This window comes from Delftia sp. WSY_16 (genome assembly GCF_043104415.1).
Classification (GTDB): Bacteria; Pseudomonadota; Gammaproteobacteria; order Burkholderiales; family Burkholderiaceae_C; genus Comamonas; species Comamonas tsuruhatensis.
Genome location: NZ_JBICKS010000031.1, coordinates 1 through 13570, shown reverse-complemented (window position 1 = coordinate 13570; position 13570 = coordinate 1). Strand labels below are relative to the sequence as shown.

The following is a 13570-nucleotide window of genomic DNA, read 5'->3' as shown; positions in this document are numbered from 1 at the left end:
CGGGCGCCGATCCATTGACAAAGGGATAAATGCATATGGCCAATGACGAGCAAAAGGACCGTGCAGCATTCGATGCCGCCATACAGGCACTGAAAGCAGAGGTTGCCAATGCCGGGGTGCATCTCTCGCTGGACTCATCTGCACGCCTGGCCTATGCCCGACAGATTCAGGCCATGGCCAACGAGCTTCAGTTGCAGGCCACGAGCGGTCGCATCACCTGGGGACAGGCTGCACAACAGGCCCAGGAGGCGCGCAATGTCATCATGGAGATCATCCGAGGCCGCAGCACCCCCGTGGGCAGAGCCATGGCGCAACGCATCAAGAGCGAGGGCAAGACGCTCAATGAGCTGATTGCCCGCAAGGCCCAGCAATTGCACGGCCCCAACGTGCGGTTCGATCGCCTCACGGCGGCCCAGCAAAACGCCGTGTATGGCGAAATCGTCAAATCCGCCGGCAAGTCCAATGCCGCCATCACCCAGAGAATGCGCACGCTCTCCCGGGCAGGACGCGGCCTCCTGGTCTTCTCCATTGCGGTATCGGTCTACACCATCGCCAACGCAGACAACAAGGTGGAGGCCGCCGGCAAGGAATTGGCCGTCACAGGTGCCGGGATCGGTGGAGGCATGGCAGGTGGTGCCCTGGCCGGGCTGGCCTGCGGGCCCGGGGCACCTGCCTGCGTGGTGGTCGGCGCTTTTGTCGGCGGGGCACTGGCTGCCATAGGCGTCGAATTCCTCTGGTGACACTTCAGGACAACAGATGCGCATCCTCTCCGACCGGCAGTTGTCACTGCAGCCCGCCGCATCCCATCCTGCAGGGCAGGTACCGCAAAGCCGCCTGGTGCTCAACGGGAATGCAACGCCCATTCTGGTGGACGGCACCATTCTCGAGGCAGCCTTTCAATGGAACGACCTCTACCTTCTGTTCACCACCGATGACACGCCCATGGAGGAGATGCTGCGGATCACGCTGCTCGACGAGAATTTGCAGGCACTCGACAAGGCCGTGATAGGCAGCATGTATTCCACGGGCAGCTTCTCGTTGCTGCCATCGGACGAACGATCGCTGGTGCGATTTCGATTCATGGGAAATACGGACTGGAGTGTCGAAATCCTGCAGGAACCTGGATTCCGGCTGCCATTTCTTGGCGATCCGCGCGCCGTCACGCGCCCCCTGGGGTTTTCGCGGCGCTTTGTCGTGCGAGGCCATCCTGAGCCGGAAAGCAACTGATGCCGACGCAGTTGAAGGCAATAAAAAAGCAGGGCCAACGTGCATGCCCTGCTTGAATTGAATGCAATCGTGCTTTCCCGTTCCACGTAGAAAAAAAGCCTGGCTAACCGGCAGACCGCTGGCTGGCAAACCGACTTGCTGCAGGCTGAACAGGCCTGGCGAGTCGCCCCACGATGAAACTGAAAAAGCTTGCAGCTCGAATTCCCCACCAGAGAGCTTCTTGCTGCATTGGAGCGGATCATAACATCGAATGAGAATCAATCGCAACTGAAGTTGTGATTTTTTTGCCTCGCGCCTTCACTTGACCGAAGTCATGGGCTCAGCAGCGCTGCCGGGCTGTCCGAACGAAGGACTTCCTGCGCCCAGGCGGCCAGCTTGCGTGTGTCGGCACGCAAGATTTCCTGCTTGACGACCAGGATCTGCGCCGGATGCATGGAAAAGCTGCGCAGGCCCAGGCCCAGCAGCAGGCGCGTCATGGCCACATCGCCGGCGGTCTCCCCGCAGACACAGACGCTCTTGCCTTGCGCCCTTCCTTCGGCGATCACATCCGCCACCAGCTTGAGCACGGCGGGATGCAGGGGATCGTAGAGATGGGCCACGGTCTCGTCGGCGCGGTCGATGGCCAGCGTGTACTGGATCAGGTCGTTGGTGCCGATGGACAGGAAGTCGAAATAGCGCAGGAAGGTGCGCACGATCAGCGCTGCCGCAGGCACCTCGATCATGGCGCCCAGCTTGACCGGGCCGTGCGCCACGCCGCGCGCGTCAAGCTCGCTTTGCGCCAACCTCACCTGGGCCAGGGTCTGCTCGATCTCGCTTTGGTGGGCCAGCATGGGGAACAGCAGATGGATCTGCCCATGCGCGGCAGCACGCAGGATGGCGCGCAGCTGGGTGCGGAACATGGCCGGATCGGCCAGGCTCCAGCGGATGGCGCGCAGACCCAGCGCGGGGTTCAGATAGTAGTCCTTGGGCTGGGCCTTGTCCAGCGGCTTGTCGGCGCCCACGTCCAGCGTGCGAATGGTCACGGGCATGCCCTGCATTCCATCCACGGCTTCGCGGTAGGCCCGGTATTGCTCTTCCTCGCCGGGCAGGTTGCCGCCACGCCCCATGAACAGGAATTCCGTGCGGAACAGCCCCACGCCCACCGCGCCCGCATGCACGGCCGCAGGCCCGTCGCCGGGCTGCTCGATGTTGGCCAGCAGCTCGATACGCTCTCCGTCCAGCGTCAGCGCAGGCGTGTGGCGCAGGCGCGAGAGGCGCTCGCGCTCGAGCTCGTTCTGGCGCTGGCGAAAGCCATATTCGGCCAGGATGATGGGTGAGGGATCGACGATGACGACCCCTGCATTGCCGTCGATGATGATCCAGTCGTCCTGGCGGATCAGTTGCCCCGCAGCCCGGGCGCCGACCACGGCAGGAATGTCCATGCTGCGCGCCACGATGGCCGTGTGCGAAGTGCGGCCACCCACGGCCGTGATGAAGCCGGCAAACAACCGGCTCTTGAACTGCAGCATGTCCACTGGCGACAGGTCCTGCGCCACCAGAACCAGCGGCGCCTCGGTGGCGCCATCGAGCAGCAGTGGCTGCTGCGGCGGCGTGCCCTCCCCCGTTGCCTCGACTGCCAACAGCTCGGCCGGTGCGGGCACGGGGCTGGCCATGCCCTTCATATGGCGCAGGATGCGCTCGACCACCTGCTCGAGGTCCGCCTTGCGCTCGCGCAGGTATTCGTCCTCCATCTCGTCGAACTGGCGCGAGACGACCTCCAGCTGCGTGGTCAGCGCCCATTCGGCGTTGTAGAGGCGATCGGATATCCAGTGCTTGATGGCGGCGGCCAGGGCCTCGTCCTGCAAAAGCAGCAGGTGGACGTCGAGCAAGGCATCCAGCTCGCCCGGCGCATCCTTGGGCATTTCATCCTGCAGGCGGCGCAGCTCGTCGATGACGGCATTGCGCGCACTGCGGGCGCGGTCGATTTCCGCGTCCACCTGGTCGGGCCGGATGAAGTAGTGCACCACCTCCATGCGGCTGGAGGCCACCACCACCGCACGCCCTATGGCGATACCCCGTGACACGGCCAGTCCGTGGATTGCAAACGTCATTGCGCCTGTCCTTTGCCTGCTGCTGCGCAGGCCCCGGACCGTCGCAATGCGGCATCGTCCAGTTCCAGCGCGTGTTGCTCTGTTGCGCTCACCGTCTGCCAGCGCCGCAAAGGCACATTACTGGCCTTCGCCAAACTTGTCGTTGATCAGGGCGGTCAGCGCATCCATGGCTTCCTGCTCCTGTGCTCCGTCGGTCTCCAGCAGCACCTCGGAGCCCATGCCGGCAGCCAGCATCATCACGCCCATGATGCTCTTGGCATTGATGCGCCGCTCGCCCTTGCTCATCCAGACTTCGCAGGGAAAGCTGCCTGCAAGCTTGGTGAGCTTGGCAGAGGCGCGGGCGTGCAGGCCCAGTTTATTGCTGATGGTGATAGGGGTCTTGATCATTGGATGGTCGCGGACTCTGGTTCTGAGGCGTGTTCACGCCCACCTGCATCACCCCATGGCTGCCTCCCGCCAAGGCACGCTCGGCCACGGCTTCCAGCGCCTCGTGGCGATAGCCTATGGAGCGCAGCAGCATGGGCAAGTTCACTCCGGCCACCAGCCGCCCGGCAGGCAGTTGCGCCACAAGGCGCTGCGCCACGTTGCAGGGCGTCGCACCAAAGAGGTCGGTCAGCACCAGCGTGGGCAGCCCCAGCAGGCCGCCATGGTCTTCAAGCAACTGCTCGGCACGCATCAGGGTGGCCTCGGGCGGCTCCTGAGCGGGCACATCCAGGGCAAGGACGTCCTCGGCACTGTCGGCGAACACATGCAGGGCGCATTCGCGCAGTGCCTGGGCCAAAGGTGCGTGGGTGAACAAAAGGATGCGCGTGGTCATGAAGTCACAGGGTTCGGAGTCGATTATGGCGTGCGAAGGCGCATGCAGGGCAAACGGCGCGCCTGCGCTGCGCTCCATGCCACAGTTGCCTCCCGCATCCGTGGCTCCAAACCTGTTGCTACTGCAGTTGCAGGCTGGCGAAGAAGTTGTTGGCCTCGTCTGTGCGCGGCTTGTCGCTGTAGATCACGGCATGGTAGAGGCGCGCGCCCGCCGGCTCCATTCGTGCAAACCACACGCCATGGGCCGTGAGCTTCCAGCCCTGGGGGCCCACGCCTTCAAACGTGGTGCGCAGCGACTGCGGCAGATTCAAGGCGCCTGCAGGCACGAAGGAGCCATCTTCCTTGGAGCGCAATTGCTTGGCGCCGGCCGGCGCCTGTCCCGGCGCACCCGGATTCATCTGACCGAGCACGGCCGCCTGCCAGTACGACAGCATCTCGGCGGCCCTGGAGGGCTCGCTGACCAGGAAGTGGGAAACCGCGTAGGTGGACGCATCGGCGTCGCATCCCATCATGGACATCTGCACCGTGCCCATGCCCTGGCCCAGTTCCACCGGCCGGGTGGCCGATTGCGGATCGCAAGGCAAAAGCACACGCAGTGGCGTGCCCTCGACCGCAACCTGCCGCCAATCCAGCCGGGGACTGCATGCGGCCAAGGGCGTCAACACCAGCACAGCGGCAGCAAGCCGCATGGCAGGAGCGCGGAGCCTTGCCATGGGGATCAAAAAGCTTTCCATCAATGTCATGCCGGCATTATCGACACGGCCCGCTTGACCGAGACCCGAACTTTTGCCCTTGCCGCGCATCGAAACGCGGTGCACGGCATGCGTGCAGGCCTACGGGCACAACTTTGGGCACAATCGTCGCTATGGCAAGCAAACATTGGATCGCAGGCGTGGTGATCGCCGCAGCCGCCGGAATGGGCGCATGGGTGTATTCGGGCGCAGGCCAGACGGCGGCGCCGCAATCGACCTTCGTGCTGCTGGATGGCAGCAAGCAGACCACGGCCGATTTCAAGGGCAAGGTGACGCTGGTCAATTTCTGGGCCACCAGCTGCACCACCTGCGTGGCCGAGATGCCGGAGATCGTCGCCACCCACCAGAAATTCCAGGGCCAGGGCTTCGAGACCCTGGCCGTGGCCATGAGCTACGACCCGCCCAGCTATGTGGTGAACTTCGCCGATTCGCGCAAGCTGCCGTTCAAGGTGGCGCTGGACAACACCGGCGCCGTGGCCCGCGCCTGGGGTGATGTGCAGCTGACGCCTACCACCTACATCGTCAACAAGCGCGGCGACATCGTGAAGCGCTATGTGGGAGCGCCTGACTTCGCCGAGTTGCACCGGCTGATCGAGAAACTGCTGGCCGAAGCCTGATACGGCGCAGGCAAGCCCAGAAAAAACCGGCATCACGCCGGTTTTTTTGCATCTGCATGCCGATCAGCGGCTGCGGAAGCTGTCGTGGCAGGCCTTGCAGCTGGCAGCGGCCGGGCCGAAGGCCGCCTTGAGCTGGTCCAGGTTGCCGGACTTGGCCGCAGCAGCGAGCTTGACCGTCTCGGCCTGCATCTTCTCCGACAGATCCTGGAACTTGGCCTGCTCCTTCCAGATTTCAGGCTTGGCCTTTCCACCCTCCGTGCCTGCGCCGAAACCTGCCCAGGGCAGCTTGGCCATGAAGGCCACCACCTCGGCGTTTTCCTGGGCCGCCTTGGCATCGAAGGGGATCTTTCCGTTCGCCATCGCACCCAGGCGACCGAAGTGCTGGCCCAGCACGGCCAGCGCGCCCTGGCGGTACTTGATGGCGTCCTCGGACTTGGCAAACTGGGCGGAAGCCGGCAGCGCGGTAGCGGCCACCAGGGCGGCCAGCGCCCATGCAGAAACTTTCTTCATCGTGGTTTTCCTTTTCGAGTGTGGGGAAATCTGCCGGGTCAGTATGGCAGTGACGCCTTGCGGGCGCAGCTTTGATTGACCGCAGCCAGGGTGCATTGACTGCCGGCTCCGGAATGCAGGTCGGCACAATGCACTCATTCCCACCCACACGCTCATGCCATGGCACAAGAACCGACCGCACAAGGCGCCGCCAAGCACAAGGTCCGCATCTGGGACCTGCCCACCCGGCTGTTTCACTGGCTGCTGGCCGCAACCGTGATTGCCCTGGTCGTGACGGCCAAACTGGGCGGCAATGCCATGAACTGGCATCTGCTGCTGGGCCATGTCATGCTGGCCTTGCTGCTGTTTCGCCTGTTGTGGGGCCTGGTGGGTGGCCGCTGGTCGCGCTTTGCCAGCTTCATCCATGCACCTTCCGCCCTGCTGCGCCATCTGCGCGGACAAGGAGCGGAGAGCGACAGCGCAGGCCACAGCCCGTTGGGCGCTCTGTCCGTGCTGGCCATGCTGGCGGTGCTGATCGCCCAGGTAGGCAGCGGATTGCTCAGCGATGACGAGATTGCGTTCTCCGGGCCGCTGAGCCGCTTCGCATCGGGCGACACGGTGGCGCAGGCCACGGCCTATCACGCGCATTGGGGACAGTATTTGCTGTACGCACTGGTGGCCCTGCATCTTCTGGCCATCGTGTTCTATGCCTGGCGCGGGCGCGGCCTGGTGCGAGCCATGGTGACCGGGGACAAACAGTTGTCCGCGCCAGTACCCGCCTCACGCGACACGGCAGGCAGCCGTTGGCTGGCCTTGGCCCTGGCCTTCGGGGCAGGCGCTGCGGCATGGTGGGTACAGCAGCTTGGTGGCGCTTTCTGACGGCGCAGCCAGAGGTGGGCCGCTTGCCGCTACACTGCGCTTTCCGTCGTTTTAGCTGAGTGCCCGTGGACAAGCCTGCTGTCGCCTTGCTGGCGCCGAATCCCGCGGAAGACTGGGACGAAGTCCGCCAGATCTTCCGGGAGTACGCTGCAAGCCTGGATGTCGATCTGCAATTTCAAGATTTCGAGGCCGAGATCGCCGATCTGCCCGGCGACTACGCTGCGCCGCGCGGCCACATCCTGCTGGCCAGGGTCGATGGCGCAGTGGCCGGCTGCTGCGCCCTGCGCCCCCTGGACAACTGCGACTACGCCAATGCCGCCGAGATGAGGCGCCTGTTCGTGCGCAAGGCCTTTCGCGGTTTCGGACTGGGTCGGCAGCTGGCCGAAGCCATGCTTGATGTGGCGCGCCAGGCCGGCTATGACCATGTGCTGCTGGACACGCTGGACGACATGGAATCGGCCCGCGCCCTCTACGTCGACCTGGGCTTCGAGGAAATCCCGCCCTACTATCACAACCCCATCGCGGGGGCGCACTACCTCAAGGCCGATATTTTCTAGGCCGGCCTGGCCGAACCAGCGCCCCCAATACAAAAAGGCATTGCACCCGGGTGCAATGCCTTTTTTCGCAATAGCGCGGTGCGCAGGCCAGAAGGCCTGCAGCGCGATCAGGCCTTGGCCTGGTCCAGCAAAGTGGCCGCGTCGCTGACCTCGAACTTGCCAGGGCCTTCCACGTTCAGCGTGACGACCTTGCCGTCCTTGACCAGCATGGAATAGCGGTTGCTGCGCAGGCCCAGGCCCTTGCCGTTCAGATCCAGCGTCAGGCCGGTGGCCTTGGCGAATGCGGCGTCGCCGTCGGCCAGCATGCGCACCTTGCCATCGGTCTTCTGGTCGCGGGCCCATGCGCCCATCACGAAGGCGTCGTTGACCGACAGGCACCAGATCTCGTCCACGCCGGCAGCCTTGAAGGCTTCGGCCTGCTCCACGAAGCCGGGCACATGCTTGGCCGAGCAGGTGGGAGTGAATGCACCGGGCACGGCGAAGACCGCGATGGTCTTGCCTGCAGCGGCTTCGGGCAGCTTCACGGGGTTGGGGCCGATGCTGCAGCCATTGCCTTCGACTTCCACGTATTCCATCAGGGTGGCAGCGGGCAGGGCATCTCCGACTTTGATCATCTCTATCTCCTTTGTGGTGCAAAACCGGGGGCCGCCGAAATGGCGGTCCCCAAACGAAAAAACGACCCACATTGTGGGTCGTTTCCTGTGGCTTTGCAGCCGGTGGGCCTAGGTAGGCTTACACCAGAGCAGCCTTTTGCACCAAGCGGGTAGCAACCCAGTTCTTGGTCTTGGACAGCGGGCGGCTTTCCGTGATTTCGATCACGTCGCCCAGCTTGTACTCACCTTGCTCGTCGTGAGCGTGGTACTTGCTGGACTTGATCATGATCTTGTCATAGATCGGGTGCTTGACGCGGCGTTCAACCATGACCGTCACGGTCTTGGCACGCTTGTCGCTGACCACCTTGCCAATCAAGGTGCGCTTGAGGGATTTTTTAGCTTCCGTCATGTCGGCTTCCTGATTACTTGGCGGCTTGCTTTTCAGCAAGGATGGTCTTGGCGCGGGCGATGTCACGGCGCGTGGTACGCAGCGTGTTCGTGTTACCCAGCTGTTGCGTGGCCTTCTGCATACGCAGACCAAAGTGAGCCTTTTGCAGGGACTTCACTTCGGCTTCCAGGCCGGCAACGTCTTTTTGGCGGAGTTCAGCAGCTTTCGTCATGTTGTTCTCCTTAGGCACCAATTTGACGGGACACGAAGGTCGTACGCAGCGGCAGCTTTGCAGCGGCCAGGCGGAACGCTTCACGAGCCAGCTCTTCAGGGACGCCCACGATTTCGTAGAGCACCTTGCCGGGCTGGATTTCGGCCACGTAGTACTCGGGGTTGCCCTTACCGTTACCCATACGCACTTCTGCGGGCTTGGTAGAGATTGGCTTGTCCGGGAACACGCGGATCCAGATACGACCGCCGCGCTTGACGTGACGCGAGATCGCGCGGCGAGCCGCTTCGATCTGACGTGCCGTCAGGCGACCACGGTCAGTGGACTTCAGGCCGAAGTCACCGAAAGCAACGGAGTTACCACGCGTTGCAATACCGGTGTTGCGACCCTTTTGCTCCTTGCGGTATTTGCGGCGAGCAGGTTGCAGCATCTTTATTCTCCTTTACCGTCCGCTGCTGTAGCGGGCGCGTCAGTCTTGCGAACGCGCTTAACGGAATCAGCGCCAGCGCCGGCGGGCTTGTCGCTGCCGTCTGCAGGTGCTGCGTTAGCGCCTGCGGGGCGGCGGGCACCACGGCCAGCACCGTCACGACGACCATCGCCGCGACCATCGCGGCGGGGGCCGCGAGGACGACGCTCTTCTTCGGGGCGGGGGGTCTCGGCTGCCGGCAGGTCGTTACGACCCAGCGTGTCACCCTTGTAGACCCAGACCTTCACACCGATCACACCGTAGGTCGTCTTGGCTTCGGAGAAGCCATAGTCGATGTCGGCGCGCAGCGTGTGAAGTGGCACACGGCCTTCGCGGTACCACTCGCAGCGTGCAATTTCGATACCGTTCAGACGGCCCGAAGACATGATCTTGATGCCTTGGGCACCCAGACGCATGGCGTTTTGCATCGCACGCTTCATGGCGCGGCGGAACATGATGCGCTTTTCGAGCTGCTGGCAGATCGAGTCGGCGATCAGCTTGGCATCGATTTCAGGCTTGCGCACTTCTTCGATGTTCACAGCCACGGGCACGCCCAGACGGGTTGCGAGTTCCTTCTTCAGGTTCTCGATGTCCTCGCCCTTCTTGCCGATCACGACACCAGGACGTGCCGAGAAGATCGTGATGCGGGCGTTCTTTGCAGGACGCTCGATCAGGATGCGCGACACGGCGGCGTTCTTCAGCTTGGCCTTCAGGAACTCGCGCACCTTGATGTCTTCGGCCAGCATGCCGGCGAAGTCGCGGTTGCTTGCGTACCAACGGCTGGCCCAGTTGCGGCTAACAGCCAGGCGGAAGCCGGTAGGATGGATTTTCTGTCCCATATTCTTCCCAGGCCTTTCAGTTGCCAACCGTCACGTACACGTGGCACGTGGGCTTGCTGATGCGATTGCCGCGGCCCTTTGCACGCGCGGTGAAGCGCTTGAGCGTGGTGCCTTGTTCGACGAAGATGGTCTTGACCTTCAGTTCGTCGATGTCGGCGCCGTCGTTGTGCTCGGCGTTGGCGATGGCGGACTCGAGCACCTTCTTGATGATCACGGCAGCTTTTTTCTGCGTGAACGTCAGGATGTTCAGGGCTTGGTCCACTTTCTTGCCGCGGATCAGGTCCGCGACCAGGCGACCCTTGTCCACAGACAGGCGGACGCCACGGAGAACAGCACGTGTTTCAGACATGTTCTATTCCTTACTTCTTGGCTTTTTTGTCCGCCGGGTGACCCTTGAAGGTACGGGTCAGCGCGAATTCGCCGAGCTTGTGGCCGACCATCTGGTCAGTCACATACACGGGCACGTGCTGCTTGCCGTTGTGCACGGCAATGGTCAGACCGATGAACTCGGGCAGAACCATGGAGCGACGCGACCAGGTCTTGACGGGCTTCTTGTCCTTGGTGGCGACGGCCTTCTCGGCCTTTGCCAGCAAGTGATGGTCAACAAACGGACCCTTTTTAAGAGAACGAGTCATTTGCTACCCTTTACTTCTTACGACGCGACACAATCATCGACTGCGTGCGCTTGTTGTTACGGGTACGGTAGCCCTTCGTCAGGTTGCCCCATGGGTCAACAGCGTGACGACCTTCACCGGTCTTGCCTTCACCACCACCGTGCGGGTGATCGACAGGGTTCATCACCACGCCGCGAACGGTCGGGCGGATACCCATCCAGCGCTTCACACCGGCCTTGCCCAGACGGCGCAGGCTGTGCTCTTCGTTGGCGACTTCACCGATGGTCGCGCGGCATTCGATGTGCACCTTGCGCACTTCGCCGGAACGCATACGCACTTGGGCGTAGATGCCTTCACGGGCCAGCAGCGTAGCCGACGTACCTGCCGAACGGGCGATCTGCGCGCCAGCGCCGATCTTCAGTTCGATGCAGTGGATGGTCGAACCCACGGGGATGTTGCGGATCGGCAGGGTGTTGCCCACGCGGATCGGGGCTTCCGAACCGCTGACGATCGTTGCGCCGACTTCCAGGTTGCGCGGAGCAATGATGTAGCGACGCTCGCCGTCGGCATAGCACACCAGAGCGATGTGGGCCGTACGGTTGGGGTCGTACTCAATGCGCTCGACCTTGGCGGGGATGCCGTCCTTGGTGCGCTTGAAGTCCACCACGCGATAGTGGTGCTTGTGGCCACCGCCCTTGTGACGGGTGGTGATGTGACCGTTGTTGTTACGGCCCGACTTCTGGTGCTGAGGCTCCAGCAGGGGGGCGAAACCTGCACCCTTGTGCAGATGGTCACGCGTGACCTTGACCGTGCCGCGTTGGCCGGGGGTCGTCGGTTTGAGCTTGATAACAGCCATGATTACGCAGCCTCCCCGGACAGGTTCAGCTCTTGACCGGGCTTGAGCATCACGTAGGCCTTGCGAACGTGGTCGCGGCGGCCGGTGGTCTTGCCAAAGCGCTTGGTCTTGCCCTTGATGTTCACCACGGAGACACCAGCAACTTCCACCTTGAACATCAGTTCCACGGCGGCCTTGATTTCATGCTTGGTGGCGCTCTGCAGCACCTTGAACGTCACGGCGTTGGACTTCTCTGCAACCATGGTGGCCTTTTCGGACACGATGGGAGCAACCAACACCTGCATCAGACGACCTTCGTCAAACTTGAGCGTGCTCATTCGAACATCTCCTTGAGTTTGTCGATCGCACCCTTGGTGACGAGCACTTTCTTGTAGTGCACCAGCGACACGGGGTCGGCGTAGCGCGGCTCGACCACGAACACGTTCTTCAGATTGCGGGAAGCCAGGTACAGGTTCTCGTCGACTTCTTCAGCGATCACCATGACCGATTCCAGGTTCATGGCCTTGAACTTGTCGGCCAGCACCTTGGTCTTGGGGCTTTCGAGCTTGAGCGAGTCCACCACGGCCAGACGGCCTTCGCGGGCCAGCTGCGACAGGATGGCAACCATGCCGGCGCGGTACATCTTCTTGTTGATCTTCTGCGTGAAGTTTTCTTCAGGCAGATTCGGGAAGATGCGGCCGCCGCCACGCCACAGAGGCGAGGAGGACATACCGGCACGAGCACGGCCGGTGCCCTTTTGCTTGAACGGCTTGGCGGTCGTGTGACGAACCTGCTCGCGGTCCTTCTGAGCGCGAGTGCCCTGGCGTGCGTTGGCACGGTAGGCGATCACGATCTGGTGGACGAGGTCTTCGTTGAATTCACGGCCGAAAACAGTCTCGGGCGCATCAAACTTGGATGCGGCCTGGCCTTGTTCATTCAGGAGTTCGAGCTGCATTAGTTCGCTCCCTTGGAAGCTTTGGCCTTGATGGCGGGGCGCACCGTCACGAAGCCACCCTTGGAGCCCGGAACAGCGCCCTTGATCAAGAGCAGTTGGCGTGCTTCGTCAATGCGAACCACGTCGAGATTTTGGGTGGTGATGGTTTCATCGCCCATGTGGCCGGTCATCTTCTTGCCCGGGAACACGCGACCTGGATCCTGGGCCATCGAGATGGAACCGGGAACATTGTGCGAACGGCTGTTGCCGTGCGAGGCGCGCTGCGAGCGGAAGTTGTGACGCTTGATGGTGCCGGCGAAGCCCTTACCGATGGAAGTGCCTTGCACGTCCACCTTCTGGCCCACCGAGAACAGCTCGGCGACGGGCAGGACGGAGCCTGCGGCGTACTTGCCAGCGGTTTCTTCGGTCACGCGGAATTCACCCATCACTTCACCGGCTTCGACACCTGCCTTGGCAAGGTGGCCGGCTTCTGGCTTGGTCACGCGAGATGCCTTGCGCGAACCGAAAGTGACCTGCAGGGCCACGTAGCCATCGTTCTCTTGGGTTTTGACCTGAGTCACGCGGTTGTTCGACACATCCACCACTGTGACAGGCACTGCGTCCCCATCATCAGTGAACAGACGCATCATGCCCACCTTGCGACCCAGCAACCCGAGGGAGTTGCTCAGACTCATTTGTTTGCTCCAAAACTTCCGCCGCTGAAACTGCAATTGGCCCAGCGTTGCGCTCCCGCCCCAGATGACCAAGGCCTTGCGCACGAAAGAAGGTTGATAAAACTTCGCTCAAGAAAGGCGAAGCCCCAAATTTTAACGCGAACTGCCTTTTCAAGCAAGTTCGCGTTAAATCAAAGCCCTTCAACGGCCCCGCAAGGGGCCTGTGAAGTACTTATTGCAGCTTGATCTCGACGTCCACACCTGCGGGCAGGTCCAGCTTCATCAGAGCGTCAACCGTCTTGTCAGTCGGGTCAACGATGTCCATCAGGCGCTGGTGAGTGCGGATTTCGAACTGGTCGCGGCTGGTCTTGTTGACGTGCGGCGAGCGCAGGATGTCGAAGCGCTTCATGCGTGTCGGCAGGGGCACGGGACCCTTGACGATGGCGCCGGTGCGCTTGGCAGTGTCAACGATTTCAGCAGCCGACTGGTCGATCAGCTTGTAGTCAAACGCCTTCAGGCGGATGCGGATTTTTTGCTTGGACATTGTGTATTCCTAGTTTTCTAAGAATTA

22 protein-coding genes are annotated in these 13570 nt (G+C 62.4%); 5 read left to right on the top strand and 17 right to left on the bottom strand.

Annotated elements, in window-relative coordinates:
* The first annotated feature begins 29 nt into the window (after nucleotides 1–29).
* Nucleotides 30–740 (top strand): hypothetical protein, encoded by a 711-nt coding sequence (locus ACF8O7_RS17125; RefSeq protein WP_034368188.1) that lies wholly within the window; start codon nucleotides 30–32, stop codon nucleotides 738–740.
* A gap of 16 nt (nucleotides 741–756) precedes the next feature.
* Nucleotides 757–1227, top strand: coding sequence for a hypothetical protein (locus ACF8O7_RS17120; RefSeq protein WP_047326975.1), 471 nt, complete (start codon nucleotides 757–759; stop codon nucleotides 1225–1227).
* Nucleotides 1228–1538: 311 nt separating this feature from the next.
* On the opposite strand, the gene ptsP is transcribed toward ACF8O7_RS17120, so the two are convergent.
* From ptsP to ACF8O7_RS17100, 4 genes are all read right to left on the bottom strand, one after another.
* Nucleotides 1539–3317 (bottom strand): phosphoenolpyruvate--protein phosphotransferase, encoded by a 1779-nt coding sequence (gene ptsP / locus ACF8O7_RS17115; protein ID WP_016453564.1) that lies wholly within the window; start codon nucleotides 3315–3317, stop codon nucleotides 1539–1541.
* A gap of 117 nt (nucleotides 3318–3434) precedes the next feature.
* Nucleotides 3435–3704, bottom strand: a complete 270-nt coding sequence (locus ACF8O7_RS17110) for an HPr family phosphocarrier protein (RefSeq protein ID WP_016448505.1) — start codon at nucleotides 3702–3704, stop codon at nucleotides 3435–3437.
* Nucleotides 3673–4134 carry a PTS sugar transporter subunit IIA gene (locus tag ACF8O7_RS17105; RefSeq protein WP_026061990.1) on the bottom strand — a complete coding sequence of 154 codons (462 nt, stop codon included), beginning with the start codon at nucleotides 4132–4134 and terminating at the stop codon, nucleotides 3673–3675. The genes ACF8O7_RS17110 and ACF8O7_RS17105 overlap by 32 nt, the downstream gene beginning before the upstream one ends.
* Nucleotides 4135–4252: 118 nt before the next feature.
* On the bottom strand, nucleotides 4253–4723 hold the full coding sequence (locus tag ACF8O7_RS17100; RefSeq protein ID WP_227468475.1) for a hypothetical protein: 471 nt from the start codon (nucleotides 4721–4723) through the stop codon (nucleotides 4253–4255).
* 275 nt (nucleotides 4724–4998) lie between these two features.
* Between ACF8O7_RS17100 and ACF8O7_RS17095 the strand changes: the two genes are divergently transcribed.
* A complete protein-coding gene (locus tag ACF8O7_RS17095) occupies nucleotides 4999–5502 on the top strand; it encodes a TlpA disulfide reductase family protein (protein WP_017403794.1) in 504 nt (167 codons plus the stop codon).
* Between the two features lie 63 nt (nucleotides 5503–5565).
* On the opposite strand, the gene ACF8O7_RS17090 is transcribed toward ACF8O7_RS17095, so the two are convergent.
* On the bottom strand, nucleotides 5566–6012 hold the full coding sequence (locus tag ACF8O7_RS17090; RefSeq protein WP_016448509.1) for a cytochrome c: 447 nt from the start codon (nucleotides 6010–6012) through the stop codon (nucleotides 5566–5568).
* A gap of 159 nt (nucleotides 6013–6171) precedes the next feature.
* Here ACF8O7_RS17090 and ACF8O7_RS17085 point away from each other — a divergent pair, with 159 nt between their 5' ends.
* On the top strand, nucleotides 6172–6870 hold the full coding sequence (locus tag ACF8O7_RS17085; RefSeq protein ID WP_016453566.1) for a cytochrome b/b6 domain-containing protein: 699 nt from the start codon (nucleotides 6172–6174) through the stop codon (nucleotides 6868–6870).
* A 65-nt stretch (nucleotides 6871–6935) separates the two neighbouring features.
* Nucleotides 6936–7427 (top strand): GNAT family N-acetyltransferase, encoded by a 492-nt coding sequence (locus ACF8O7_RS17080; protein ID WP_016448511.1) that lies wholly within the window; start codon nucleotides 6936–6938, stop codon nucleotides 7425–7427.
* 107 nt (nucleotides 7428–7534) lie between these two features.
* On the opposite strand, the gene ACF8O7_RS17075 is transcribed toward ACF8O7_RS17080, so the two are convergent.
* The 12 genes from ACF8O7_RS17075 to rpsJ form a co-directional block, all read right to left on the bottom strand.
* Complete coding sequence (locus ACF8O7_RS17075; protein ID WP_154833244.1) at nucleotides 7535–8041, bottom strand: peroxiredoxin; 507 nt, start codon at nucleotides 8039–8041, stop codon at nucleotides 7535–7537.
* A 118-nt stretch (nucleotides 8042–8159) separates the two neighbouring features.
* Complete coding sequence (gene rpsQ, locus ACF8O7_RS17070) at nucleotides 8160–8429, bottom strand: 30S ribosomal protein S17 (protein ID WP_016448513.1); 270 nt, start codon at nucleotides 8427–8429, stop codon at nucleotides 8160–8162.
* 13 nt (nucleotides 8430–8442) lie between these two features.
* On the bottom strand, nucleotides 8443–8640 hold the full coding sequence (gene rpmC, locus ACF8O7_RS17065) for a 50S ribosomal protein L29 (protein ID WP_012202337.1): 198 nt from the start codon (nucleotides 8638–8640) through the stop codon (nucleotides 8443–8445).
* A gap of 10 nt (nucleotides 8641–8650) precedes the next feature.
* Nucleotides 8651–9067: a 50S ribosomal protein L16 gene (gene rplP, locus ACF8O7_RS17060; protein WP_012202336.1), complete on the bottom strand. Its 417-nt coding sequence runs from the start codon at nucleotides 9065–9067 to the stop codon at nucleotides 8651–8653.
* 2 nt (nucleotides 9068–9069) lie between these two features.
* Nucleotides 9070–9942, bottom strand: coding sequence for a 30S ribosomal protein S3 (rpsC, locus tag ACF8O7_RS17055; protein ID WP_012202335.1), 873 nt, complete (start codon nucleotides 9940–9942; stop codon nucleotides 9070–9072).
* A 16-nt stretch (nucleotides 9943–9958) separates the two neighbouring features.
* Complete coding sequence (gene rplV, locus ACF8O7_RS17050) at nucleotides 9959–10291, bottom strand: 50S ribosomal protein L22 (RefSeq protein WP_012202334.1); 333 nt, start codon at nucleotides 10289–10291, stop codon at nucleotides 9959–9961.
* A 10-nt stretch (nucleotides 10292–10301) separates the two neighbouring features.
* Nucleotides 10302–10577: a 30S ribosomal protein S19 gene (gene rpsS / locus ACF8O7_RS17045; RefSeq protein WP_012202333.1), complete on the bottom strand. Its 276-nt coding sequence runs from the start codon at nucleotides 10575–10577 to the stop codon at nucleotides 10302–10304.
* Nucleotides 10578–10587: 10 nt separating this feature from the next.
* Nucleotides 10588–11412 carry a 50S ribosomal protein L2 gene (gene rplB / locus ACF8O7_RS17040; RefSeq protein WP_012202332.1) on the bottom strand — a complete coding sequence of 275 codons (825 nt, stop codon included), beginning with the start codon at nucleotides 11410–11412 and terminating at the stop codon, nucleotides 10588–10590.
* Nucleotides 11413–11414: 2 nt separating this feature from the next.
* Nucleotides 11415–11729 (bottom strand): 50S ribosomal protein L23, encoded by a 315-nt coding sequence (gene rplW, locus ACF8O7_RS17035; protein ID WP_012202331.1) that lies wholly within the window; start codon nucleotides 11727–11729, stop codon nucleotides 11415–11417.
* On the bottom strand, nucleotides 11726–12346 hold the full coding sequence (gene rplD / locus ACF8O7_RS17030; protein WP_012202330.1) for a 50S ribosomal protein L4: 621 nt from the start codon (nucleotides 12344–12346) through the stop codon (nucleotides 11726–11728). Before rplD ends, rplW begins: the two co-directional genes overlap by 4 nt.
* Complete coding sequence (rplC, locus tag ACF8O7_RS17025; RefSeq protein ID WP_012202329.1) at nucleotides 12346–13020, bottom strand: 50S ribosomal protein L3; 675 nt, start codon at nucleotides 13018–13020, stop codon at nucleotides 12346–12348. The genes rplD and rplC overlap by 1 nt, the downstream gene beginning before the upstream one ends.
* A gap of 211 nt (nucleotides 13021–13231) precedes the next feature.
* Nucleotides 13232–13543: a 30S ribosomal protein S10 gene (rpsJ, locus tag ACF8O7_RS17020; RefSeq protein ID WP_003059431.1), complete on the bottom strand. Its 312-nt coding sequence runs from the start codon at nucleotides 13541–13543 to the stop codon at nucleotides 13232–13234.
* Between the last annotated feature and the right edge of the window lie 27 nt (nucleotides 13544–13570).

Bases quoted from the DNA above. Each gene is read 5' to 3' on its own strand.
- rpsQ (WP_016448513.1), bottom strand. From the start codon at position 8,429: ATGACGGAAGCTAAAAAATCCCTCAAGCGCACCTTGATTGGCAAGGTG.
- ACF8O7_RS17105 (WP_026061990.1), bottom strand. From the start codon at position 4,134: ATGACCACGCGCATCCTTTTGTTCACCCACGCACCTTTGGCCCAGGCA.
- rpsS (WP_012202333.1), bottom strand. From the start codon at position 10,577: ATGACTCGTTCTCTTAAAAAGGGTCCGTTTGTTGACCATCACTTGCTG.
- rpmC (WP_012202337.1), bottom strand. From the start codon at position 8,640: ATGACGAAAGCTGCTGAACTCCGCCAAAAAGACGTTGCCGGCCTGGAA.
- ACF8O7_RS17085 (WP_016453566.1), top strand. From the start codon at position 6,172: ATGGCACAAGAACCGACCGCACAAGGCGCCGCCAAGCACAAGGTCCGC.
- ACF8O7_RS17095 (WP_017403794.1), top strand. From the start codon at position 4,999: ATGGCAAGCAAACATTGGATCGCAGGCGTGGTGATCGCCGCAGCCGCC.
- ACF8O7_RS17110 (WP_016448505.1), bottom strand. From the start codon at position 3,704: ATGATCAAGACCCCTATCACCATCAGCAATAAACTGGGCCTGCACGCC.
- rplC (WP_012202329.1), bottom strand. From the start codon at position 13,020: ATGAGTCTGAGCAACTCCCTCGGGTTGCTGGGTCGCAAGGTGGGCATG.
- ACF8O7_RS17120 (WP_047326975.1), top strand. From the start codon at position 757: ATGCGCATCCTCTCCGACCGGCAGTTGTCACTGCAGCCCGCCGCATCC.
- rplP (WP_012202336.1), bottom strand. From the start codon at position 9,067: ATGCTGCAACCTGCTCGCCGCAAATACCGCAAGGAGCAAAAGGGTCGC.
- rpsC (WP_012202335.1), bottom strand. From the start codon at position 9,942: ATGGGACAGAAAATCCATCCTACCGGCTTCCGCCTGGCTGTTAGCCGC.
- rpsJ (WP_003059431.1), bottom strand. From the start codon at position 13,543: ATGTCCAAGCAAAAAATCCGCATCCGCCTGAAGGCGTTTGACTACAAG.
- ACF8O7_RS17075 (WP_154833244.1), bottom strand. From the start codon at position 8,041: ATGATCAAAGTCGGAGATGCCCTGCCCGCTGCCACCCTGATGGAATAC.
- rplB (WP_012202332.1), bottom strand. From the start codon at position 11,412: ATGGCTGTTATCAAGCTCAAACCGACGACCCCCGGCCAACGCGGCACG.
- ACF8O7_RS17090 (WP_016448509.1), bottom strand. From the start codon at position 6,012: ATGAAGAAAGTTTCTGCATGGGCGCTGGCCGCCCTGGTGGCCGCTACC.
- ACF8O7_RS17125 (WP_034368188.1), top strand. From the start codon at position 30: ATGCATATGGCCAATGACGAGCAAAAGGACCGTGCAGCATTCGATGCC.
- ptsP (WP_016453564.1), bottom strand. From the start codon at position 3,317: ATGACGTTTGCAATCCACGGACTGGCCGTGTCACGGGGTATCGCCATA.
- rplW (WP_012202331.1), bottom strand. From the start codon at position 11,729: ATGAGCACGCTCAAGTTTGACGAAGGTCGTCTGATGCAGGTGTTGGTT.
- rplV (WP_012202334.1), bottom strand. From the start codon at position 10,291: ATGTCTGAAACACGTGCTGTTCTCCGTGGCGTCCGCCTGTCTGTGGAC.
- rplD (WP_012202330.1), bottom strand. From the start codon at position 12,346: ATGCAGCTCGAACTCCTGAATGAACAAGGCCAGGCCGCATCCAAGTTT.